Origin of the sequence: Microbulbifer salipaludis (genome assembly GCF_017303155.1) — a bacterium.
In the GTDB taxonomy this organism is placed as follows: domain Bacteria; phylum Pseudomonadota; class Gammaproteobacteria; order Pseudomonadales; family Cellvibrionaceae; genus Microbulbifer; species Microbulbifer salipaludis.
Genome location: NZ_JAEKJR010000001.1, coordinates 644,401 through 664,854 on the forward strand (window position 1 = coordinate 644,401; position 20,454 = coordinate 664,854).

The 20,454-nt window shown below is 59.2% G+C and carries 22 protein-coding genes; 11 read left to right on the top strand and 11 right to left on the bottom strand.

The annotated features are described in order from the left end of the window. Positions 1-117: 117 nt before the first annotated feature. The 6 genes from JF535_RS02670 to JF535_RS02695 all read left to right on the top strand — a co-directional run bounded on the left by JF535_RS02670 (position 118) and on the right by JF535_RS02695 (position 5,802). Complete coding sequence (locus JF535_RS02670; protein WP_206998759.1) at positions 118-780, top strand: DUF4124 domain-containing protein; 663 nt, start codon at positions 118-120, stop codon at positions 778-780. Positions 781-1,018: 238 nt separating this feature from the next. Continuing rightward, positions 1,019-2,125 (top strand): nitrogen regulation protein NR(II), encoded by a 1,107-nt coding sequence (glnL, locus tag JF535_RS02675; protein WP_207000145.1) that lies wholly within the window; start codon positions 1,019-1,021, stop codon positions 2,123-2,125. A gap of 28 nt (positions 2,126-2,153) precedes the next feature. After that, on the top strand, positions 2,154-3,566 hold the full coding sequence (gene glnG / locus JF535_RS02680) for a nitrogen regulation protein NR(I) (protein ID WP_206998761.1): 1,413 nt from the start codon (positions 2,154-2,156) through the stop codon (positions 3,564-3,566). Positions 3,567-3,747: 181 nt separating this feature from the next. Beyond that, a complete protein-coding gene (locus JF535_RS02685) occupies positions 3,748-4,083 on the top strand; it encodes a zinc ribbon domain-containing protein YjdM (protein WP_206998764.1) in 336 nt (111 codons plus the stop codon). Between the two features lie 40 nt (positions 4,084-4,123). Beyond that, complete coding sequence (locus tag JF535_RS02690) at positions 4,124-4,939, top strand: hypothetical protein (protein ID WP_206998767.1); 816 nt, start codon at positions 4,124-4,126, stop codon at positions 4,937-4,939. Positions 4,940-5,004: 65 nt separating this feature from the next. After that, positions 5,005-5,802, top strand: coding sequence for a bestrophin-like domain (locus JF535_RS02695; protein ID WP_206998770.1), 798 nt, complete (start codon positions 5,005-5,007; stop codon positions 5,800-5,802). 38 nt (positions 5,803-5,840) lie between these two features. Here the strand turns inward: JF535_RS02695 and JF535_RS02700 are convergent, their stop codons facing one another. The 11 genes from JF535_RS02700 to JF535_RS02750 form a co-directional block, all read right to left on the bottom strand. After that, positions 5,841-6,380: a DUF3833 domain-containing protein gene (locus JF535_RS02700; protein WP_206998774.1), complete on the bottom strand. Its 540-nt coding sequence runs from the start codon at positions 6,378-6,380 to the stop codon at positions 5,841-5,843. 228 nt (positions 6,381-6,608) lie between these two features. After that, complete coding sequence (locus JF535_RS02705) at positions 6,609-7,742, bottom strand: AI-2E family transporter (protein ID WP_206998776.1); 1,134 nt, start codon at positions 7,740-7,742, stop codon at positions 6,609-6,611. A gap of 75 nt (positions 7,743-7,817) precedes the next feature. Continuing rightward, positions 7,818-8,552: a D-Ala-D-Ala carboxypeptidase family metallohydrolase gene (locus tag JF535_RS02710; protein ID WP_206998779.1), complete on the bottom strand. Its 735-nt coding sequence runs from the start codon at positions 8,550-8,552 to the stop codon at positions 7,818-7,820. 41 nt (positions 8,553-8,593) lie between these two features. Then, the gene (locus JF535_RS02715) at positions 8,594-9,274 is read right to left on the bottom strand and encodes a D-Ala-D-Ala carboxypeptidase family metallohydrolase (protein WP_206998782.1); all 681 of its coding nucleotides are present in this window, start codon (positions 9,272-9,274) and stop codon (positions 8,594-8,596) included. Positions 9,275-9,458: 184 nt separating this feature from the next. Beyond that, positions 9,459-11,006, bottom strand: a complete 1,548-nt coding sequence (locus tag JF535_RS02720; RefSeq protein WP_206998785.1) for a phosphoenolpyruvate carboxykinase — start codon at positions 11,004-11,006, stop codon at positions 9,459-9,461. A 370-nt stretch (positions 11,007-11,376) separates the two neighbouring features. After that, on the bottom strand, positions 11,377-12,255 hold the full coding sequence (gene hslO / locus JF535_RS02725) for an Hsp33 family molecular chaperone HslO (RefSeq protein WP_206998788.1): 879 nt from the start codon (positions 12,253-12,255) through the stop codon (positions 11,377-11,379). A 168-nt stretch (positions 12,256-12,423) separates the two neighbouring features. Continuing rightward, positions 12,424-12,858 carry a DUF4124 domain-containing protein gene (locus tag JF535_RS02730; RefSeq protein ID WP_206998791.1) on the bottom strand — a complete coding sequence of 145 codons (435 nt, stop codon included), beginning with the start codon at positions 12,856-12,858 and terminating at the stop codon, positions 12,424-12,426. A gap of 52 nt (positions 12,859-12,910) precedes the next feature. After that, positions 12,911-14,431 (bottom strand): S1C family serine protease, encoded by a 1,521-nt coding sequence (locus JF535_RS02735; RefSeq protein ID WP_206998794.1) that lies wholly within the window; start codon positions 14,429-14,431, stop codon positions 12,911-12,913. 292 nt (positions 14,432-14,723) lie between these two features. Then, a complete protein-coding gene (locus JF535_RS02740) occupies positions 14,724-15,104 on the bottom strand; it encodes an RNA-binding S4 domain-containing protein (RefSeq protein WP_206998798.1) in 381 nt (126 codons plus the stop codon). A gap of 215 nt (positions 15,105-15,319) precedes the next feature. Further along, a complete protein-coding gene (gene yrfG / locus JF535_RS02745) occupies positions 15,320-15,982 on the bottom strand; it encodes a GMP/IMP nucleotidase (RefSeq protein WP_242523560.1) in 663 nt (220 codons plus the stop codon). A gap of 62 nt (positions 15,983-16,044) precedes the next feature. Next, positions 16,045-16,734 carry a lysoplasmalogenase gene (locus JF535_RS02750; RefSeq protein ID WP_206998803.1) on the bottom strand — a complete coding sequence of 230 codons (690 nt, stop codon included), beginning with the start codon at positions 16,732-16,734 and terminating at the stop codon, positions 16,045-16,047. Between the two features lie 162 nt (positions 16,735-16,896). Here JF535_RS02750 and cysK point away from each other — a divergent pair, with 162 nt between their 5' ends. From cysK to JF535_RS02775, 5 genes are all read left to right on the top strand, one after another. Continuing rightward, on the top strand, positions 16,897-17,814 hold the full coding sequence (gene cysK, locus JF535_RS02755) for a cysteine synthase A (protein ID WP_206998806.1): 918 nt from the start codon (positions 16,897-16,899) through the stop codon (positions 17,812-17,814). A gap of 111 nt (positions 17,815-17,925) precedes the next feature. Next, the gene (cysQ, locus tag JF535_RS02760; protein WP_206998809.1) at positions 17,926-18,762 is read left to right on the top strand and encodes a 3'(2'),5'-bisphosphate nucleotidase CysQ; all 837 of its coding nucleotides are present in this window, start codon (positions 17,926-17,928) and stop codon (positions 18,760-18,762) included. A 170-nt stretch (positions 18,763-18,932) separates the two neighbouring features. Further along, positions 18,933-19,115 (top strand): hypothetical protein, encoded by a 183-nt coding sequence (locus JF535_RS02765; RefSeq protein ID WP_206998812.1) that lies wholly within the window; start codon positions 18,933-18,935, stop codon positions 19,113-19,115. A 263-nt stretch (positions 19,116-19,378) separates the two neighbouring features. Continuing rightward, positions 19,379-19,654: a type II toxin-antitoxin system HicB family antitoxin gene (locus JF535_RS02770; protein ID WP_066960338.1), complete on the top strand. Its 276-nt coding sequence runs from the start codon at positions 19,379-19,381 to the stop codon at positions 19,652-19,654. A 100-nt stretch (positions 19,655-19,754) separates the two neighbouring features. Beyond that, positions 19,755-20,339, top strand: coding sequence for an outer membrane protein (locus JF535_RS02775; protein WP_206998815.1), 585 nt, complete (start codon positions 19,755-19,757; stop codon positions 20,337-20,339). Positions 20,340-20,454 lie beyond the last annotated feature (115 nt).

Genomic DNA, 20,454 nt, shown 5'->3' on the forward strand with positions numbered 1-20,454 from the left:
GATGACGAGAAAGCCCACACCTTGCGGTGTGGGCTTTTTTTATGCCGGTAGCGCAGACCGGAGTACACTAGCCTTTATCAAGCAACCTCTAACAGAATGCGAGAGGCAGGAAAGCCCATGAACAGGTGGATTGCAGTGCTGGCGTTTATTCTCGCCGTCCCCGCTTTGGCGCAGCAGGAGTCGACTGCCGCGGACAACAAGTCAGGTAGCGGCTCTGGCAGTGTGTACAAGATTGTCGGCCCGGATGGGCGTATCACCTTCAGTGACAGCCCGCCTCCGGACGGCAAGGCCGAAAAGGTGGAAATCGGGCCGATTAACGTGCAGCCCATTGCGCCCCGGCAGCCGCTGCGGACGCGCAAGCTGTCTCCCCGCGACCGTGAGGACAACCGCGCTGGGGATGATACGGGCCCGGTGAACTTCTCCATCGTGAGCCCGGTCAATGGGGCCACCATACCGCCAGGCCAGCGGTTTATTGTGTTGCAGGTGGCGCTGGACCCGGTACCCAGAGATGGCTACGAGTTTTTTGTAGTGGTTGACGGCCAGCGCTGGTCGGGCAGCTCCTCCGGCACCAGCCTGGATATTTCCGCGCTGGAGCGCGGTGCACATACGATACAGGCGGTACTGCTGGGTTCCCGGGGACAGCCACTGGCCCGCTCCCAGGCGATCGAGGTGTACGTGAAGCGTCCCGGCGGTCAGGTTCCGGATTTCCCCGCGGGTCAGGCGCCGGCGATGCCCAAGGCCCAGCAAGCACCGGGTTTCACGCCCAAGCCGAAACGTTAGTCCGGTTACGCGGGCCACGATAAGGCGTGGCCCCTCCCTTCCTTCTCCGCCAGCCCCATTCTGGGCTCCAGGCAGCACAAATTTTGATCTGCGCACAATTTTGGTGCATTCTCTGTGCTGAAACACCGCGCCCCGAATTCTAAGCCCCGAAAGAGTCCGGTTTTTTGCGCCATTTTGGTTTGCTTTTTGCACTGCCATTAGGCGACCCGAAGAAATGAACGAAGTCGGATCCCCCCGAATGCTCAATGATCGTCAGTTACGCCTGCTTTTTGACAACCTGACCTCGGCCGTTCTGGTGCTGGATGAGCATCTGTCCCTGCGCTACCTGAACTCGGCGGCCGAAGACCTGGTGGCAGCGTCCAGCACGCGCTCCATCGGCCTGCCCCTGGAAGACGTCGTCCGTGAGTCCCGCTCTGCCCAGCAGGCGTTGCGTTCGGCGCTGGAAAACGGGGAAAAGTACACCGTACGGCGTGCGTTATGGCTGCTGCACAACCTGGAAGAGTGCACGGTGGATTACTCGGTGACACCGCTCACCGAGCTGGGCCTGTTATTGCTGGAGGTCCAGTCCATGGATCGCCTGCTGCGCATCGCACGCGAGGATGCGCTGATCTCTGCCCAGGAGACCACCCGTAACCTGGTGCGGGGCATGGCCCACGAAGTAAAAAATCCCCTGGGCGGAATACGCGGTGCGGCACAGTTGCTGCAAAGGGAATTGAAAGAGCTGGAGCAGTCCGGTGGCGAAGATCTGGCGGAATACACCCAGATCATCATCGAAGAGGCCGATCGCCTGCGCAACCTGGTGGATCGCATGCTGGGTCCGCGTAAGCCGGTGCGACTGCAGTCGGTGAACGTGCACACGATTACCGAGCGGGTGGCACAGTTAATCGAGGCGGAGTGCGATGGGGCGCTGGAGATCAAACGCGATTACGACCCGTCGATCCCGGATATCCCCGCCGACAGCGAGCAGCTGATACAGGCGGTATTGAATATCGCCCGCAATGCCATGCAGGCCATCGCTGAGAATGTGGGTCTCGAAGACGGAGACCTGACCATCCGCACCCGGGTACAGCGTCAATTTACCATCGGCCGCCGACACTGCCCGCTGGTCTGCCGCATCGATGTTGTGGACAACGGCCCGGGTATTCCGGAAGACATTCGCGAGCGAATTTTTTACCCGATGATTTCCGGCCGCGCTGAAGGCTCGGGTTTGGGGCTGTCGATATCGCAGCACATCATCAATCAGCACCGCGGGCTGATCAAATGCGAGAGCCGGCCCGGAGAGACAGAATTTCAGATATACCTGCCGCTGGCCAATGACGGCTCAGCGGCAGAGAAAAATTATTAGAACGTAATAACAGAACCGGAAAAAGATTATGAATAATCGCGTATGGATCATTGATGACGACCGCTCCATCCGCTGGGTGCTGGAGCGCGCCCTTTCCCGGGCGGGGATCGATACCACCTGCTACGAAAACGGGGATCGTGCCCTGGATGACTTTTACAGCGAGTCACCGGATGTGGTGATCAGTGATATCCGCATGCCCGGCTCCGATGGTTTTAAACTGCTGCAACGCTTTCAGGCAGAGCGTCCGTCCCTGCCCATCATCATCATGACGGCCCACTCGGACCTCGACAGTGCGGTCGCAGCCTATCAGGGTGGCGCCTTCGAGTACCTGCCCAAACCTTTTGATGTGGATGAGGCCGTGGCCGTTACCCGCCGCGCCCTGGCCCACGCCAATGAGCAGCAGCCCGAAGAGCCGGTAATCGTCGAAAACGGTACCGCCAACAAGGAAATCATCGGTGAGGCGCCGGCGATGCAGGAGGTGTTCCGCGCGATCGGGCGCCTCTCCCACTCCAATATCACCGTGCTGATCAACGGTGAATCCGGTACCGGTAAGGAGCTGGTGGCAGCCGCCCTGCACAATCACAGTCCGCGCAAGAACCAGCCGTTTATTGCGCTCAACATGGCGGCGATTCCCAAGGATTTGATGGAATCCGAACTGTTTGGCCATGAGAAGGGCGCCTTTACCGGCGCCAGCGCGCAGCGCGCCGGGCGCTTCGAGCAGGCCAACGGCGGCACCCTGTTCCTCGATGAAATTGGGGATATGCCCGCAGAAACCCAGACCCGACTGCTGCGGGTGCTGGCGGACGGCGAGTTTTACCGGGTCGGCGGTCACACGCCGGTCAAGGTGGATGTGCGCATTATTGCCGCCACCCACCAGGATCTCGAGCGCCTGGTGGAAGAGCACAAATTCCGCGAAGACCTTTTCCACCGCCTGAACGTCATCCGCATCCATATTCCCCGGCTTGCGGATCGTCGCGAAGACATTCCGCGCCTGGTGCGCCACTTCTTTAACAGTGCCGCCAAGGATCTCGGCGTTGAGCCCAAAATTTTGCTCAAGGAAACCGAGGAGTACCTGTCGGGTCTCGACTGGCCTGGCAACGTGCGCCAGCTGGAAAATACCTGTCGCTGGATTACGGTGATGGCCTCCGGCCGTGAGGTGCTGGTGGACGACCTGCCACCGGAGCTGCATCAGCAGGGCGCCGCGAGCGAGGTCCCACAGGACTGGCAGAAGGCGCTGCGGCTGTGGGCGGATCAGGCGCTGGCCACCGGTCAACGGGAAATCCTTAGCGAAGCAGTGCCGGCGTTTGAGCGAGCCCTGATCGCGATTGCACTCAAGCACACGGCGGGTCGCAAGCGCGATGCCGCGGAACTGCTTGGCTGGGGGCGCAACACCCTGACCCGCAAGCTGAAAGAGCTGGGCATGAACGGCGCCGACGATTGAGTGCTGACTGATGTCGACGACCAAAATGGGCACCTGCGGGTGCCCATTTTCGTTATAGTACGCGCAATTTTTGACTCTGATCAGCTGGCGCCAACTTCAACTCTGCTTTACTGCCTGTATTCCCGGTAAAACGATGATCGGCAACAGCCAACCGTAACAATCATTATCAGTGACAGCGACCATGAGTGATCTCCCCAATTGCCCCAAGTGCCAATCCACCTATACCTATGAAGATCGCGATCTTTTCGTCTGCCCGGAGTGTGGCAATGAATGGGCTGCGGGAGAAACTGCGGAAGAGGAAGGGTTGAAGATTAACGATGCCAATGGCAATCCACTCACCGATGGCGATACGGTAACGGTGATCAAGGACCTGAAGGTGAAAGGCTCTTCGCTGGTGGTAAAGGTGGGCACCAAGGTGAAGAATATCCGGCTGGTGGACGGCGACCATGATATCGACTGCAAAATTGACGGTATCGGGCCGATGAAACTGAAGTCGGAGTTCGTCAAGAAAGCCTGAGGCGCAGATCGGCCATTCAATTTGACACGGGATTTCAAGGATGAAAGACGTGGCACTGATCACCCTGCACGGTATGGGCAAGGTGGATTGGGAATACCATCGCGAACTGGAGTACGGTCTAAAACGGGATCTTGGGTCCGCGTGGGATCGGGTCTCGTTCAAGGTGGTGCATTACGCCTATTTTCTGCAGCAGCCCCAGGACCTGCTGTGGGAGAGAATGCTGCGGGACACCGACAATGAACTCGATGCGACCCGTTTGCGCAAATTCCTGCTGTTCGGATTTGGTGACGCCGCCGCCCTCGAGTACAGCGCCCGACAGCCCGGCCCGAACACCAAGTATCTGCAGGTACAGCGAGAGATCCAGGCGGTGTTACGTCAGGCCTACCTGGAGCTGGGCCGCGATCACCGCAAGCCGGTGGTGATTATTGCCCAGTCCCTCGGCTGCCAGGTGATCTCCAGCTACCTGTGGGATGCGGGTACCGGAAAATACAGCTTCGAAAATATGGCTGGTATCGGTGCCGATGAGCGGGAGTTCCTCAGGTTGCGTTCGCTGCGTAACCTGGTCACCACCGGTTGTAATATTCCCATTTTCACTTCTGGGCTCGACCGCCCCACCTGTTTCGACCGCCCCAACCCCCAGTTCCAGTGGGATAATTATTACGATGAGGATGATGTGCTGGGGTGGCCGGTCAATCAGCTGGGCGACACCTACCACTTTGTGAAGGACCACCCGATCAACACGGGTAACCTGCTCACGTCATGGAACCCGCTCAGCCACACTGGATATTGGGGCGATCGGGATCTCCTGCGTCCCCTCGCGGATGTCTTGCGCCAGCGGATCAATATGCCGACCTGAGGGACCTAATCCTGTTGAGTAGCGCCAAAACTGAGCCAGACTGATGGATAGGTTTGGAGGTTGTGATGTTTGCCGACAATTTCTTTCACACGGTTCCGCTGGCGGCAATTTACGTATTTACCGTACTGTTTGTGCTGGCCGCGCTGGCAGCCGGACTGTGGCTGGGCAGCCGCTATATGCGGGTGCGGGGTCTGGACAAAGAGCCGTCCATTGGCAGTGCGGTAACAGCAACGCTCGGGTTGCTGGCGTTTTTGTTGGCCTTTACGTTCAACATGACCGCGGACCGTTACAACAAGCGCAAGACTCTGCTACTGGATGAGGTCAATGCGATCCATACCGGTTACTTGCACGCCGATTTCCTGAAGCCGGCCGCCGCACGTCAGGCGCAGAAGCTACTGCTGGAGTATGCCGAGCTGCGCAATTTCGACCCGCACAGGGACGAGGTCGCGCCGGAAAGCCTCGCCGAGAGCGTGGTGATCCAGGAACGGCTTTGGGCCATGGTTCGGGAGCATGTGGCGGCGGGGCATCCGGGAGCCTACTTGCGGCAGTTCGTGGAGCCTGTCACGCAAATCATCAACTCCCATAACTCGCGGATCGTGATCGGGCTGGAGTACCGCATACCGGGCCCGATCTGGTTGGCACTGTATTTTCTGACTGCCCTGGCGATGCTGGCAATTGGCTTTCAGTTTGGTGTCAGCCGCAGCGGGTCCAGGCAACTGGCGGTTACGCTGTCCCTTACCTTTGCCACGGTGATTCTCTTGATTGCGGACCTGGACCGGGCCACGGAAGGGGTGATCATCGTCGATGAGACCCCGATGGCGGAAATGGTGCTCATACTGCAGGAGGCCGAAAAAAGCCGGTAGCCCGCCAAATGATCAGGGGGACTACCTGATTAGCGGGACTACTTGATGATGGTGAGCTGTATTTCTCCCACATTGAATCCCCACTTGCTCAGCTTGGACTCGGCGATCAGCACATTGGGCGCAACCAGAAACATCTGGTCGTCCACATTCACGTTGATGGTGCGACCCTTGTAGGGCACCTGCAAAACGTATTGCATGAATACCGCATTGCCGGCAACCGACATGGTCGATGTGCCCACAACATCACCGGCGGTGGCAGCGTATTGGCGCAGGCCCGCCCCGGTGGAGGCCATCGGCGCCAGCTGCCAGGTGCGGTACTGTATTTCGCCATCGTCAAACTCGAATTTCTCGCGCAGCTCGCCGCGCCCATTTTCCCAGCTGCCATCAATCTCGGCGACGAAACGACGGGTGACGTTGCCGCCACGGTCCTTTACCAGCCCATAGGCTTTCATGGGGCCAGAAAAGAAGTCTTCCGCCACAAAGCGCGGAGTATTGTTGGCATAACTTTCGATAGTGGGGGCGCTGCAGCCAGAGCATACAAATACAATAGCCAGCAGCAGTAACATGGATTTTTTCATGGACTGCCTTTGATGTTCGGGTGTAAGCACAGTGAGTATACGAAGAATACGAACAAGGCCTGGAATTGGATGTGTATAAATCTGTCCGCGGCGGTGAGGCTGCCACGGATGTAAACCGTCAGAGCCTACGATCGTGTGCGCAAAAGGCGTGCGCAGGCGGATTTGCCGTACGGTATTTCCGCCGGCCAGTCACCTGGCGGTGACTGGTGTCCGGACTTCGGGGATGGGCTAGTCGCCGGATTTACGCGGCGCTGCGGAGCGCCCTTCGTCGTGCAAGTCATCCAGCGGTGACTCGAGCGGCGGTGGAATTAGGGGTTGGTCGCCACTGATAAACTCCCGCATGAAGATCTCCCAGAACGCCATAAACAGCGCCGCCAGCAAAGGCCCGATGGCAAAGCCGCTGATGCCGAACATCAACAGGCCGCCAACGGTGGAAAACAGCACGATATAGTCCGGCAGCTTGGTGTCGCGGCCTACCAGAATTGGGCGCAGGATATTGTCCACCAGGCTAATCACTGCGACGCCGAAGATCATCAATACCGTAGCCTTGACCGCATCCCCGGTGGCATACAGGTACAGGGCGGCGGGGAACCAGATGATCGCTGCACCCACCGCCGGCAGCAGCGAGAGCACCGTCATCACCACGCCCCACAGCAGGGGGGCGGGCAGTCCTAGGGCCCAGAAGATCAGCCCCCCCAGGGTGCCCTGGGTGATGGCAACCACCAGGTTGCCCTTGATGGTTGCGCGGGTGACCTCGGCAAACTTCGCCAGCAGCAGTTTTTCCCGTTCGTCACCCAGTGGCAGGGCGCGGATCAACAGCGCCGTCAGCGAATTGCCGTCCCGGATCAGGAAAAAGGTCAGGTACAGCATCAGGCCCAGGTTGACGAAAAAATTGAGCGTGTTCTGCCCCAGTGCCAGGGCATTTTTCGCAATCAGGCTGCCGGCGGTCATCAGGCCGCCCAGCAGGCGTTCCTTGATGCCGTCAAAATCCATTCCGACGCGTTCCAGTGCGGCGTTGATACCCGGGAAGGCTGCGCGCACCTGTTCTACCTTGGCGCCGAGATTGATTTCTCCGGACTGCACTTTTTGATAGAGGTTGGCGACCTCACTGACAAATGAACTTGCCACCGCCAGCACCGGGATCACCACCACCACGATACACAGCAGCAAGGTGCCCAATGCCGTGAGGTTGGGCCAGTTGGGAAAGCGCTTCAGTAAATAGTGGTACAGCGGGTGAAAGATCAGCGCCACCGCGCAGGCCCAGAAAATAGCGGTGAAAAATGGCTTCAGCAAAAAGCCGAAGGCAATGGTCACCAGCAACAGGGTGAAGATAAATGAGCGTCTTTCCAGTCTTTCCTGCACCGGAGCGTCCTTGTTTGTTGTTATTTGGTCGAGCGTTTTGGCACCAGCGGCTATGAAACCAGATAGCAGGATGCTTTACCAGCGGCGGTAGCCACAGGTGTCTACGTGAAAGCGAATGCCGCTGTAAATCCCCAGCCCCATGTTCCATTTGCGCCCCACCTTGCGGTGGATACGGCGCAGTTTGGGCAGTAGCTGTTTGCGGGTGTATTCGTCCTCCGGAATCATATCCAGGCCGCAGAAGTGCATGTGTTTGCTGGTGCGTGCGCCGCCTGCCTTGGCGTTGTAGCGCGCGGTGCGCCAGCCGGAAAGTACCACCACCGGTCCGATTTCCGGAATGATGTAGTTTTTCAGTACCTTGAGCGTATCGACCATGGTCTCCCAGGTGTCTTCCGGCGGGATCGCAAACGGCGGCTCACCGATTTTCTGCCAGTCCGTGCCCTGGCGCATCAGCTCGAACGATGGCACCACATCGTCCACATCGTTGATCTTGAGAAAGTGTTCCAGTTTCTCGAAATGTGCGCGGTGATCGCCCTCGTCGAGAAACTTGTCAAACGCAATGGCACTGGCAGCGGTGTAGCCCTTGATGCGGTAGATCAGGGGTACATCGGGATCGATGGGAATGGGTTCGGGTTCCGGCTCGATGTGTTCCACCGGGCTGACGATGCGTTCCGCCAGCTCGCGTACTTTTTCCACCGTCAATACGATCAACACCAGAGACAGGATAAGCAGCAGGGCGACAATCCAGATGACCCTGCGGCGCTCGATGTGGATGTCGACAAATTCGTGATCGGGCGTTTCCTTGATATCCATTGTGTACTGCTCGCTTAACTCCGGATAAACGGGGACTTCGGCTACCAGCTGCGAAACCCGCAGGTGTCCACATGAAAGCGCACGCCGCTATAAATACCGAGGCCCATATGGCTTTCCGGGCCCAGGCGCGCGTGGAGATTGCGCAGTTCCTCCACCAGTTCTTTGCGGCTGATATTGGAACGCGGCACCAGGTCCACGCCACAGAAGGTTTTGTGCTTGCTCTTGCCCGAGCCGCCGGCCTTGCGGTTGTAATGGTCGGTGCGGTACGCAGACACCACATCCACCGGGCCGATACTCGGTACCAGCTCATCGCGGATCAGCTGCAGGGTGGGGACCATGTTGGGCCAGTAATCCCGGGGCGGTATTGCAAAAGGCGGCTCGTCGATGTCCAGCCAGTCCGATCCCTGGCGCAGCAGGTTTTGCGGTTCGATTGCATCCGCGACCCTGGCGTCCTGCATAAAATCCGCCAGTTGCCCGAAGGCGCGTCGGTTTTCCCGCTGCCGCAAGAACTGCTTGAGACTTGCCTGCGAGGCCACCCGGTAGCCCTGCAATTCGTAGTAAGGTTTTTCCCGCTCCTTGAGGAACAGGTAGAGCCATAGCAGGAACAGCAACAGCAACAACAGGAGCGCTACCCCAACGATGACCCACCAGTTGGTCTGCTGGTTGGGGGGGAGGTGCTCGTAGCGACGCCTGAAAATGGAAAAGGGGTTGCCTGACGGCATGCCTGTGCCTGTTTGTCCTTGCCCGGTTGTGTGCGGTATCCCGGTTTTCCCTGCACGGAAAATAGGGGCCTTTTAAAGACTATAGCCACCTGAGCCACCTGCGGCAGGAACGTCGGGCACAAAAAAGGCGGCCCGTGGGCCGCCTTCGTGCGGTGCTATTGCCACCGCTGGGAAGATCAATCCGTCAGGCCTTGGGGCCGGCGGCCTTGATCTCGTCGCTGACAGCGAACTTCTCGATATTGTCGGCGAACAGAGCCGCCAGTTTGCTGGCCGCGGCGTCGTAGGCACTGGCATCTGCCCAGGCGTTGCGCGGGTTCAGGTAGGACTGGTCCACACCCGGAACCTCGACCGGAATCTCCAGGTTCATGATGTCCAGGTGTTCGGTAGGGGCATTCTCCAGGGCACCGCTCTGGATGGCCGCAACCACTGCGCGGGTTACCGGAATCGGGAAGCGCTTGCCTTTTTCACCGGAACCGCCAGTCCAGCCGGTATTCACCAGGTAGACCTTGGAGTCAAAGTCTTCGATGCGCTTCATCAGCAGGTCCGCGTATTCGCGCGGTGCGCGCGGCATGAAGGGGGCACCGAAGCAGGTGGAGAAGGTGGGGTGGATGCCCGCTTCCGCACCCAGCTCGGTGGAGCCTACGCGCGCGGTGTAGCCGGACAGGAAGTGGTACGCGGCCGCTTCCTTGGACAGTACGGAAACCGGGGGCAGTACGCCGGTCACGTCGCAGGTCAGGAAGATCACGTTTTTCGGTTCGCCGGCGCGGTTTTCCAGCTGGCGCATTTCCACGTGCTCCAGTGGGTAGGAGCAGCGGCCGTTTTCGGTCAGGCTGGTGTCGTCGTAATCGGGTACGCCGGCGTTGTCGGTCACCACGTTTTCAACGATGGCGCCAAAGCGGATGGCGTCCCAGATCACTGGCTCGTTTTTCTGGCTCAGGTTGATGGTCTTGGCGTAGCAGCCGCCTTCCATATTGAATACGCCGCCCTTGGCCCAGCCGTGCTCGTCGTCGCCAATCAGGTAGCGCGCCGGGTCTGCGGAGAGGGTGGTCTTGCCGGTGCCGGACAGGCCGAAGAACAGGCACACATCGCCGTCTTTGCCCACGTTGGCGGCGCAGTGCATCGGCATTACGTCTTTTTCCGGCAGCAGGAAGTTCTGCACGGAGAACATGGCTTTTTTCATCTCGCCGGCGTAGCGCATGCCTGCGAGCAGTACTTTGCGCTGGGCAAAGTTGATGATCACGCAGCCCTCGGAGTTGGTGCCGTCGCGGGACGGGTCACACTCGAAGTTGGCCGCATGCAGGATGCGCCACTCTTCCTTGCCCTTGGGGTTGTACTTTTCCGCGCGGATAAACATGTTGCGACCGAACAGGTTGTGCCAGGCGGTCTGGGTGGTGACTTTCACGGGAATATAGTGATCTTCGTCCTGACCCACATGCAGCTGCTGTACGAAGCTGTCGTGGCTGGCAACGAAATCCTCAACACGGTTCCACAGGGCATCGAACTTGTCTGCCGGGAAGGGGCGGTTCACGCTGCCCCATTCGATGCTGTCGGCGGTGGAGGCTTCTTCCACCACAAAACGGTCTGCAGGAGAGCGGCCGGTGCGCGCACCGGTTACTGCCAGCAGTGCACCGGTATGCGTGAGGTGACCTTCGCCGCGCTGCAGCGCCTGCTCCACCAATTGTGCCGCTGAGAGGTTGGAGAACGCCTGCACCGTCTCGTGTTGCTGTGCCATTCGCTTATTACCCATGAAAGTTGTATCACTGAAATAAATAGTAGGGGGTGCCGCCTAATAACGCGACAAACTGCCGCGGCAAAATGCGCGACTGGCCTGCTGGTGGGCGCATTATGGCAAACTTCAAAAGCCGATCACAGGAAAAGCCGTATAATTTTTGATCGAATTTGGCCTTGTGAAGGAAATTTTTCACTAAAATTCATTCAAAATGATGATGTAGTTTTTTTACTTCATAATTTTGAAGAATATTGGGTGTTCTGTAGTTTTTACTACAGTCAGCGTCCCGGGGGCGGGCAGGGTGTGCGGCTAGCAGTACAGACACAAAAAAGCGCGCCGGGTGGCGCGCTTTTGTTTATCGGCTGTGTGTTGTTCAGTGCAGCGTGTGTGGGGGGGCATTGAACAGGGCTTCGATCTTGTCGCGGTCAAAGCGGTAGGTCTTGTTGCAGAACTGGCAGTCCGCGGTGATTTCCCCACCCTGCTCTTCCAGCAGCTGGTAAACCTCTTCCGGGCCCATGGCGATCAGTGCACGGGCGCTGCGCTCGTTGGAGCAGCTGCACTTGAAGCGGATATTCGCGGTGCCGAGACTGGCCGGTTCCATCTGGTGGAACAGCCGCACCAGCAGTTCGTTGTGGGGCAGGTTGTGCAGCTCGTCGGCGGTGACGGTGGAGGCCAGGTGCACACCAGTTTCCCAGGCGTCCTCGTTCTCCACTTCGGTGGCGGCGTTGTTGCCCGGCAGCACCTGCAGCATGATACCACCCACGGTGTCGGCGCTGGACTCGATCCAGAAGCGGGTCTGCAGCTGCTCCGACTGGGTAAAGTAGTCTTCCAGGCACTCCGCCAGGGTATCTTTCTCCAACGGCACGATGCCCTGATAGCGTTCACCCTGCTGTGGGTCCACGGTGATCACCAGAGCGCCGCGCTCACCCACCAGCTCGCGCAGGGTGGCACCCTCGGCAATCTCCACGCCCTCGGCCACACGGGCCAGGCCGCGCACATCGCTGTGATGGGTACACTCGGCGACCAGCAGGGGTACATCGCCCTCTCCGCGGGCCTGCAACATCAGTATGCCGTCAAACTTGAGGGTGGTGGAAAGCAGGCAGGCAGCCGCGAGGAATTCGCCCAGCAGCTGTTGCACCGGCTGTGGCAGCGGGTTGTGCTCGAGCACTTCCTGGTAGACATCGGTCAGTGTGACCAGTTGGCCACGGATATCGTGCTTGGAGAAGATGAAGCGTTCCAACTGGTCCGACATGAGTGACTGCCTCGCTGAAAATCTGGGGGGGCGATTTTAGTGCCTGTTGCCCACCCTGTCGCGCCCCTTTACCCAAGTCTTGCAGGCCAAGTCCTGCAGCCCAGGTCTTACGGGGCGATTCATACAGGATAGTGCCCGGGGCGGCCGATGGTCAGCGGGTGGCCCCGGCTAGCCGCAGTGCTGGCGGATCTGCTGTTCCAGCTTGCGCGCCTCGATGACCCGCTGGCGCTCGCTGATGGTGGATTCGTTGCCATCGGCATCCACGAAGTACACCGGCCCCTTGAGTATTTTGAGTTGCTTGCGTGCGCGGGCACAGGCCTGCTGCTGTTGCCGCTGGAACTTGTGCTGTTCCTTCTGTTTGCGCGCCGCGTAATCCTGTTCGATCTGGTCGGCACGGCGGCGGTCCGGGAAGTCCTGCTGGTGGGTGGGCTCGGCGCTGTTGATGGGTTTCAGCTTGTTATCAAGGGACTCCGCCTGAGCCTCCCGTGGTGGCCGGTCACCGAAGTGCACCTTGCCATCGGCACCCACCCAGCGGTACAGCTCCCCGCCACCGGCATTTGCCGCCAGCAGGGCAAGGCCCAGAATCCATGATCTCCCCGGCATCCGTGTCCCCCCGAAACTCCTGTTGTGTGAATGATCGCCGCTGCGATGCCGGTTACGGCACCTGCCCCAATGCTTCCTGTGCATCGCGCTCTGCCAGGGTGCTGAACAGGCCCTGCGAATGGCGCTCGGGAATCTGGTAGGTCTGAAGGATAAACGGCTGCTGTTCCCCGGCGGCAGCGGCATCGAGCACCATGCGGTAGCCGGCGCTGTCTCGCAATTCCACATAGCCGGCCTGGGAGGATTCCATCAGCTCGGCAAACTGCTGGAAGTCACTGATTTTCTCGCCATTGACCGACTCGATAATCCAGTTCTTCCAGTCGTGGTAACCGAGGTTGACCGGTGCCGGCAGCACCTTGAGCGCCACCACCAGTTCCTGTTGCTCCGGGCTGGACCACTGGTTGCGTGCGTACAGGTATTCGATGGGGGCCTTGGAATGCCAGTTATTGCCCCAGCGTTTGATCAGGTTCATGTTCAATGGCACAAACACCACGCCGCCGTAGATGTAGTAGCGCGGGCGCTGGTCGAACTTCTCGCCCTGTACCAGCGAGCGCGACGGCGGGGTGGCCGCGAGGTTGATTTCGACTTCGAGGATTTCGCCGTCGCGGGCGATACGCACCGGCAGCCGGTCGCCAACGTGATACTGATCCACCGCGTAGTGGTAGTTGGTGCGCTGGTTCGGGCGCCACTCGATGGTGCGGTCGGCGGCCACATCGAAGCCGTCCACCTGCAGCAGCACGTCACCGGGCTGCAGCACCAGCGCCGCCGGGGCATCCTCAAATACGCGCACCACCAGCGCGCCCTGCTGGTCTTCGCTCAGGCCGGCGGCTGCTTTCATGGAGGGACTTTCCAGGCTCTGGGTCACCGCACCGAGTTCGGGGAACCCCTGGTGCACGCCATCTTCGGCATCTTCCAGCACGTGGCTGATGACACTGGGTGGCACGAAATAGCCCAGGTTTTCCGCGCCCTTGCTGTGGTTGGTCTGCATGGCAACGCCGACAATACGCCCGTCGGAAATCACCGGCCCGCCGCTGTTGCCGGGGTTGATGGCGGCGTCGATCTGGCCGGCCATCAGGTAGCTTTCGGCGTGGGCGTAATACTGGTGCTCGACCCGCGACAGCACGCCGCGGGTGATGGAGAGGGATTTGCCACCGATTGGATAGCCGTACACGGTGACTTCTTCCTGCAGATCCGGCAGCTTGCCGAGGGCCAGCGGGCGCGTGTCGTCAAAGAAGCTTTGGTCTTCCACGGTCAGCAGGGCGAGATCGGCGTCGTGGGATACGAACTTCACCCTGGCGCGAAACTTCTGCGCATCGCCGTGGCGCTGGACTTGGATAAAGCTGCCATTGGCGATGACGTGGGCATTGGTGAGAATCTGCTGGCCTTTGATGACCGCGCCGGAACCGGACAGTTGCTGGGCGTTGAGCAGGGCCCAGGGATTGAAATAGTCCGGGGCGGCGGCGGTGGTGTAGATCTTGATGATCGAGCGCTTGAGCTGCTCCCGTTCACGACTGTCGCCGTGGGCGAGCTGGGAGAAGCAGAGGATCAGCAGGCAGAATTTCAGCAGGAGTTTCATCGCGGCGTCTTGGTTATTCGTTGGTTTTGGGCAGTTTAGCACTTTGGCGGTTATGTGCTCTGCGGGTTCGATTGAGCTCGAGTGGTCCTTGGGGCACTGATCTGCCTTTGTTGGCGGCCGGGTACCAGATGGAGCTTTTCAGGACCGCTGCGAGTACATCCATGTACGCTGCGTCGCAAACGTCCCTGTTTGCGACGCTCCTGAAAAGCTCCATCTGGTACCCACCCTTCACATTTGGCTGTTGTGCTCCGTAGCTCTGGGCCCCGGATCCCGCGAGGGCTGTAGAGAGTGCTCAATCTTGGGATTCACGGATAAATCGGTGGATTTGTCGGCGCTGTTTCTTGTTGGGGCGTTCGTGGGAAATGTTTGCGTTGTTGGCCTTGCGGTCCGCGGCAAACTGTTCCCGCTTGGCGATGCTTTCCTCGGTTTCCCGGTACAGCGTCTGCGCAATGTCGGCGCCGCGGCGCTGGTCGGAGAGGGCGATCACTTCCACCACTTTTTCATCCCAGCCTTGGCGAATGGTCAGCAGGGTGCCGGTCGCGATTTCCTTGCTGGCTTTTACACGCTGGCCTTCGGCATGCACCTTGCCGCCTTCGATAGCCTGCTTGGCAAGGCTGCGGGTTTTAAAAAAGCGTGCGGCCCACAGCCATTTGTCGATACGTACTTTTTCCATCAAAACCCTACATCAATGATGAACGTGAAAAGACCAACGGATTATTCCGAAGTAAATAGTTTGATGTGAAGGCAGAGTGCCGGGTGCGGGTTTTCAGGAGCGTCGGCGGCATGGACGCCGCCGACGCAGCGTACAGGGATGTATACACAGCGGTCCTGAAAACCCGCACCCGGCACTCTTCCGCCACGGAACTTCCTAGTAGCACTTAGCTGGGCTCAGCGTTCCCGGGGCCCAACAATCTCATCAAAGTCATGAATCGCCGGGAACTCGGTAATCTCCCGTGCCGGATGTTTGCTGTCTGGCTGGCGGATGCACAGCAGGTGTTCGATGCCGTATTCCCGCGCCGCACCCAGCACGTGCAGGTTGTCATCCACAAACAGGGTGCGCGACGGGTCGAATGGCTGGCGCTCCTGCAGCGAGTGCCAGAACAGTGAACTCTCCTTGGCGTGGCCCAGGTCGTGGGAGGAAACAATTTCGTCCAGCCACTGATCGATACCGGTAATGGCCAGCTTGTGGCTCAACCCATCCGGATGGGCGTTGGTCACCAGCAGCGCCCGCTTTTGCATGGTGCGCAGGCTGCGCAGGAAGTGGTCGGTGTGCGGGCGCACCGCAATGCGATCCTCAATTTCCCGGTAGATTGCCAGCACGTCCAGCTTCAGCACATCGGACCAGTAGCGCAGGCAGTACCAGTCCAGAGTGCCGCGCAACTCATCAGTCATGCGGATCACCAGCTGCTGCGCTTCCGACAGGGAAATATCATTCGCCTCTGCATAGCGCTGCGGCAGATGTTCCATCCAGAAGTGATTGTCGTAATGCAGATCCAGCAGGGTGCCATCCATATCCAATAGCACCGTATCGATCCGGCTCCAGTCCAGCATATCCAACCTATTGTGCGGGCTCAGACCCGCAGTTGCACAAAAAATGGTCGGCTATTATGCCCTCAAGCCCGGCGCAGCACCAAATCCGCGCGCACCAGGCCAATCACCAGCAGCGCCTGCGCGCCATAGTAGGTCAGCATAATCCAGGTCCCCGCCAGGGGGATCGGGTCAACGAACCGGTTGATGGCGATCAGCGCGTCGGAAACCATAAACGTCACCGCACCGGCAAACAGCAGGGACGAACCGCTGCGGTGGGCGGCGGCAGCAAGTGCCATAACCACGATGGCGATGATGTAGAACGCCACCGGCATCGCCAGCGCCCCGGCTGCCGGCAAGACCTGGCCGGCCAGCAACAGTGCCGCCAGCACCACCGCAATCCCGCGCAGCGCAAAGTGCCGGCTGCCAAACTCGGCGGCGCGCAGAAAATTGCCCGCATAAGTCAGTTGCGCCAGTAAAAACGCGCCCAGACCGAACACAAAATGGTTGTCGAAAGGCACCGCCAGCAGCACATCGCCGGTGGCGGACAGCACCAGTGCGGCGAGGGTCAGCGTGCGCGTGGCACCGGTGAGGGACTGCGCCGCCAGCCACATCAGGGTGACAATGGGCACGATTTTCAGCGCCGCCATCCACAGGGCTTCGACGCCCGATGCGTCCAGGGCCATATACAGGATGCTGGCAGCAGCGAAGAGTGCGGCGGGAGCGAAGCTTGGCAGGGAGGCTGCAGGTTGTGTGGTCATCGCGGTGTCGGACATGGTGGTCTCCGGATTTATTCTTGTGAATGTTCGGGTTTGTCGATCTTGCGAGTATGCTTCCCCGAGTATTCGTCAAAGCGGCTGGCGGTTCAATCGACTGGCTTGCAATCCCCCGACAGGCGATAACAATACTGACCACACCATCACTTCACGGAGCGACAGATGAAGGCTAATAACATTCTCGAAACCATCGGCAATACCCCCCATGTGCGACTCAATCACCTGTTCCGGGATGATATTGAGGTGTGGATGAAGGTGGAGCGCTTTAATCCCGGCAGCAGCATTAAAGACCGGATTGCCCTGAGCATGATCGAGGATGCGGAAGCCAGTGGTGCGCTCAAGCCCGGTGGGGTGATTGTCGAGCCCACCTCCGGCAATACCGGTATCGGCCTCGCCATGGTCGCCGCAGTGAAGGGCTACCGACTGATCCTCACCATGCCGGAATCCATGTCCATTGAGCGGCGCAAGATCATGAAGGCGCTGGGAGCGGAGTTGGTACTTACTCCCAAGGAAAATGGCATGCCGGGTGCCATTGCCCGGGCCGAGGAAATTCTCGCGCAACACGACAACAGCTGGATGCCCCAGCAATTTACCAACCCCGCCAATGTCAGCGCTCACCGAAATACCACCGCGCGGGAAATCCTCGCCGATTTTCCGGAGGGCCTCGACTACATGATTACCGGTGTGGGCACCGGTGGCCATATCACCGGCTGTGCCGAAGTGATGAAAGCATCCATGGACAACCTCAAGGTGTACGCGGTGGAGCCGGAAAAATCCCAGGTGATTGCCGGCAAGGAAAAAGGGATGCACCGGTTGCAGGGCATTGGTGCCGGCTTTGTACCAGAGGTGCTCAACCGGGAGGTGCTGGATGGCACCATCCCGGTGACCGAAGAGGACAGCTTTGAGATGGCCCGCAAGTGCGCCCTCAAAGAGGGCATCTTTGTGGGTATCTCCTCCGGCGCGTCCCTGGCCGCGCTCAAGCAGCGGGAGGGCGATTTGCCAGCAGGTAGTCGCGTGCTGGTGTTCAGCTACGACACCGGTGAGCGTTACCTCTCCATTGAGGACCTGTTCAGCGCCTGATCCGTTGATCCGAGCTGGCGGCGGTATCGGGCAACAAATTCCGCCGTGAGCTGCGTATAATCTCCCGCTTCAATCGTTTCACGATACGTATCAGTGCCTAGTGGGGGAATCATGGAAAATGTAGTGAGCAGGGAACTGCTGGATAAGGTCATCGCTATTTCGGTTACTGCCGGCGAGGCCATTCTGGAAGTGTACAACGCCAGTGGCGATATCGAAGTCGATACCAAATCCGACGATTCCCCGGTGACTGCGGCGGATCTCGCGGCGCACAAAATTCTCGCGCCGGCGCTGGAAGCCCTGGTACCGGGCGTTCCGGTATTGTCGGAAGAGGGCGAAATGCCGTCCTTTGAGGAGCGCAGCCAGTGGCAGCGCTACTGGATCATTGACCCGCTGGATGGCACCAAGGAATTTATCCGCCGCAACGGCGAGTTCACGGTCAATGTCGCGCTGATCGAACAGGGCGAGCCGGTACTGGGGGTGGTGCATGTGCCGGTGCTGGATATCACCTACGCCGGGGCCAAGTCCCTCGGTGCGTTCAAGCGCGACAGCGCCGGTGAGGCTCCCATCTCCGTGCGCAGCATGAAGCCGCGTCTGGAATCCAAACAGCCGATCGAAGTGGTGGCCAGCCGCAGCCATGGTGCCGGTGCCGTCGATACCCTGTTGTCGCGTATCGAGGGCAGCCTGGGCGAGACCGCGCTCAAGAATATGGGCAGCTCGCTGAAGTTGTGCCTGGTGGCAGAGGGTGCTGCCGACCTCTACCCGCGCCTTGCGCCCACCTGCGAATGGGATACCGCTGCCGCCCAGGCGGTAGTGGAAGCCGCCGGCGGCGTGGTGGTGGATGACCAGTTCGCGCTGCTGCGCTACAACCAGAAGGAAGCGTTGCTGAACCCGTTTTTCTATGTGATTGGCGATCGCAGTTTCGACTGGAAATCCCTGTTGCTGGGCTGAGTCCGGCAAAGTCCCCAATATGGTCTAGGCTTTACCTTATGCCTCGGCCGTCGTGTTGTTTTTGACGACGGCCGATGTCATCCAATGCGCCACCCTGTTCCAGGGATCGGCCAAGCCATTGAGAGGCGACGCCTATGACCAGAGTCCAAAGCCCCGCCAGATGTTCGCATGTGAATATCAGTGAGTTGGAAACCCGCCACCTGCGCCATCGCCTGGAAATCGAAATCACCTGGCTGTCCCGGCAAATGCAGGAACTGCAGGGTGCGGATGCATCGGTTGACCTCTCTCTCGCCCAGACCTACCGGGAAATGATTTTTTCCCGCCGCGCCCTCCTCGGGCGAATTCCCCGCTGATTCCCGGCATATCGACAGTTTCGCGATAACACGCAAGCGGCGTCTTCGCGGCCACACAATTTCACCAATGAAAGCATCGCGTGGGATACGTGTCTGGCGATTGCCGGCCATGCGCCGTTTCAAGACGCCTGAAAAAATCGCTTACATTGGGGCGACGTGGCTAAACGTCGCGTAAATATTTTCCTGCCGGATAATTTTGTTCTTTTTCCGGCAATTGGGTCTACGCTTGGTGGGATAAAAGTTAACTGAAAAGAGACATCCCCATGCGCTATCCGGTCGTGGTCCACAATATCGAGTTTGCCGGTTACGGTGCCATTGCACCGGATTTGCCGCACTGCCATTGCCAGGGCGAAACGCTGGAAGGCGCGTTGCAAAAAATGGCGGAAACCATTGTGGATCGACTGGATGAATTGCAAGCCGCCGGTGATCCACCGCCGCAAGCAGGCGAGCTGGATTTGCTGCGAAAAAATCCCGCGTTTGCCGGTGGCGTCTGGGCAATTATCGATATCGAGCAGAACGCCATGAGCCCGAAACCTTAACGGGTGTGTGCGCATCCTTCGCTAACTGCTTGCATCGAGTGACAACAGGGTTTGTGAACCCGTAGAAAAATTCCGAGTTGAAAAACCAAGGACGGTGACAATGAAAGGCCTGGTATTCCTTCTGGCTCTGTTCGCTTCCAGTGCCGCACTGGCCCAGTGGAACAATCCCATCGACGGCTACTGCAACGGTGAATATCGCATCGTGGGCACGGTTGGGCTGGGTGTGGGCGAGCTGCAGATCAATGATGAGCAGGATTTTGCCGGTTATGCCAGCATTGGTGTGACCCCGGATGCGGGCATCTGGCAGGTAGAACTGCGCTATACCGGTTTTGACGACGGCAGCGTTTCCGTGGACCAGTGGGGTATTGGCGCCAAAGTGGATTTCACCATGACCTGCGATGTGCAGTGTTTCTACTGGATGGTGGGTTGGAACTACGGCAATTTCGACGTCGACACCATTGAAAAGCGCGATGTCCTGTATGTGATCGATGACGATACGGATGACAACTACTGGAACGCTGGCGTGGGTTACCGTTACAAGTGGACCCAGGATTTCGATACGTCCATCGAGTACAACTATAACGATGTGGATGCCCGGCTGTGGGTCAACGATGGCGTGTCCGATGTGCGCCTGAACTTCGGACATATGCGCACGCTCACCGTCAACTTCAGTTATCGGTTCTGAACACCTGAGGTAAACGGCGGCCGGCGCGGTACGGGCGCCGGACACGGTGTTGCTTCCTCAAACCCGGGTTCGGACCCCCGCTCGCCTTATCTTCCTGCCCGATTTTTCTTCCCGG

What these genes read in the sequence shown, in the direction of transcription:
- JF535_RS02670 (WP_206998759.1), top strand. Translation starts at nt 118, where the DNA reads ATGAACAGGTGGATTGCAGTGCTGGCGTTTATTCTCGCCGTCCCCGCT.
- glnL (WP_207000145.1), top strand. Translation starts at nt 1,019, where the DNA reads ATGCTCAATGATCGTCAGTTACGCCTGCTTTTTGACAACCTGACCTCG.
- glnG (WP_206998761.1), top strand. Translation starts at nt 2,154, where the DNA reads ATGAATAATCGCGTATGGATCATTGATGACGACCGCTCCATCCGCTGG.
- JF535_RS02685 (WP_206998764.1), top strand. Translation starts at nt 3,748, where the DNA reads ATGAGTGATCTCCCCAATTGCCCCAAGTGCCAATCCACCTATACCTAT.
- JF535_RS02690 (WP_206998767.1), top strand. Translation starts at nt 4,124, where the DNA reads ATGAAAGACGTGGCACTGATCACCCTGCACGGTATGGGCAAGGTGGAT.
- JF535_RS02695 (WP_206998770.1), top strand. Translation starts at nt 5,005, where the DNA reads ATGTTTGCCGACAATTTCTTTCACACGGTTCCGCTGGCGGCAATTTAC.
- JF535_RS02700 (WP_206998774.1), bottom strand. Translation starts at nt 6,380, where the DNA reads ATGAAAAAATCCATGTTACTGCTGCTGGCTATTGTATTTGTATGCTCT.
- JF535_RS02710 (WP_206998779.1), bottom strand. Translation starts at nt 8,552, where the DNA reads ATGGATATCAAGGAAACGCCCGATCACGAATTTGTCGACATCCACATC.
- JF535_RS02715 (WP_206998782.1), bottom strand. Translation starts at nt 9,274, where the DNA reads ATGCCGTCAGGCAACCCCTTTTCCATTTTCAGGCGTCGCTACGAGCAC.
- JF535_RS02720 (WP_206998785.1), bottom strand. Translation starts at nt 11,006, where the DNA reads ATGGCACAGCAACACGAGACGGTGCAGGCGTTCTCCAACCTCTCAGCG.
- hslO (WP_206998788.1), bottom strand. Translation starts at nt 12,255, where the DNA reads ATGTCGGACCAGTTGGAACGCTTCATCTTCTCCAAGCACGATATCCGT.
- JF535_RS02730 (WP_206998791.1), bottom strand. Translation starts at nt 12,858, where the DNA reads ATGCCGGGGAGATCATGGATTCTGGGCCTTGCCCTGCTGGCGGCAAAT.
- JF535_RS02735 (WP_206998794.1), bottom strand. Translation starts at nt 14,431, where the DNA reads ATGAAACTCCTGCTGAAATTCTGCCTGCTGATCCTCTGCTTCTCCCAG.
- JF535_RS02740 (WP_206998798.1), bottom strand. Translation starts at nt 15,104, where the DNA reads ATGGAAAAAGTACGTATCGACAAATGGCTGTGGGCCGCACGCTTTTTT.
- yrfG (WP_242523560.1), bottom strand. Translation starts at nt 15,982, where the DNA reads ATGCTGGACTGGAGCCGGATCGATACGGTGCTATTGGATATGGATGGC.
- JF535_RS02750 (WP_206998803.1), bottom strand. Translation starts at nt 16,734, where the DNA reads ATGTCCGACACCGCGATGACCACACAACCTGCAGCCTCCCTGCCAAGC.
- cysK (WP_206998806.1), top strand. Translation starts at nt 16,897, where the DNA reads ATGAAGGCTAATAACATTCTCGAAACCATCGGCAATACCCCCCATGTG.
- cysQ (WP_206998809.1), top strand. Translation starts at nt 17,926, where the DNA reads ATGGAAAATGTAGTGAGCAGGGAACTGCTGGATAAGGTCATCGCTATT.
- JF535_RS02770 (WP_066960338.1), top strand. Translation starts at nt 19,379, where the DNA reads ATGCGCTATCCGGTCGTGGTCCACAATATCGAGTTTGCCGGTTACGGT.
- JF535_RS02775 (WP_206998815.1), top strand. Translation starts at nt 19,755, where the DNA reads ATGAAAGGCCTGGTATTCCTTCTGGCTCTGTTCGCTTCCAGTGCCGCA.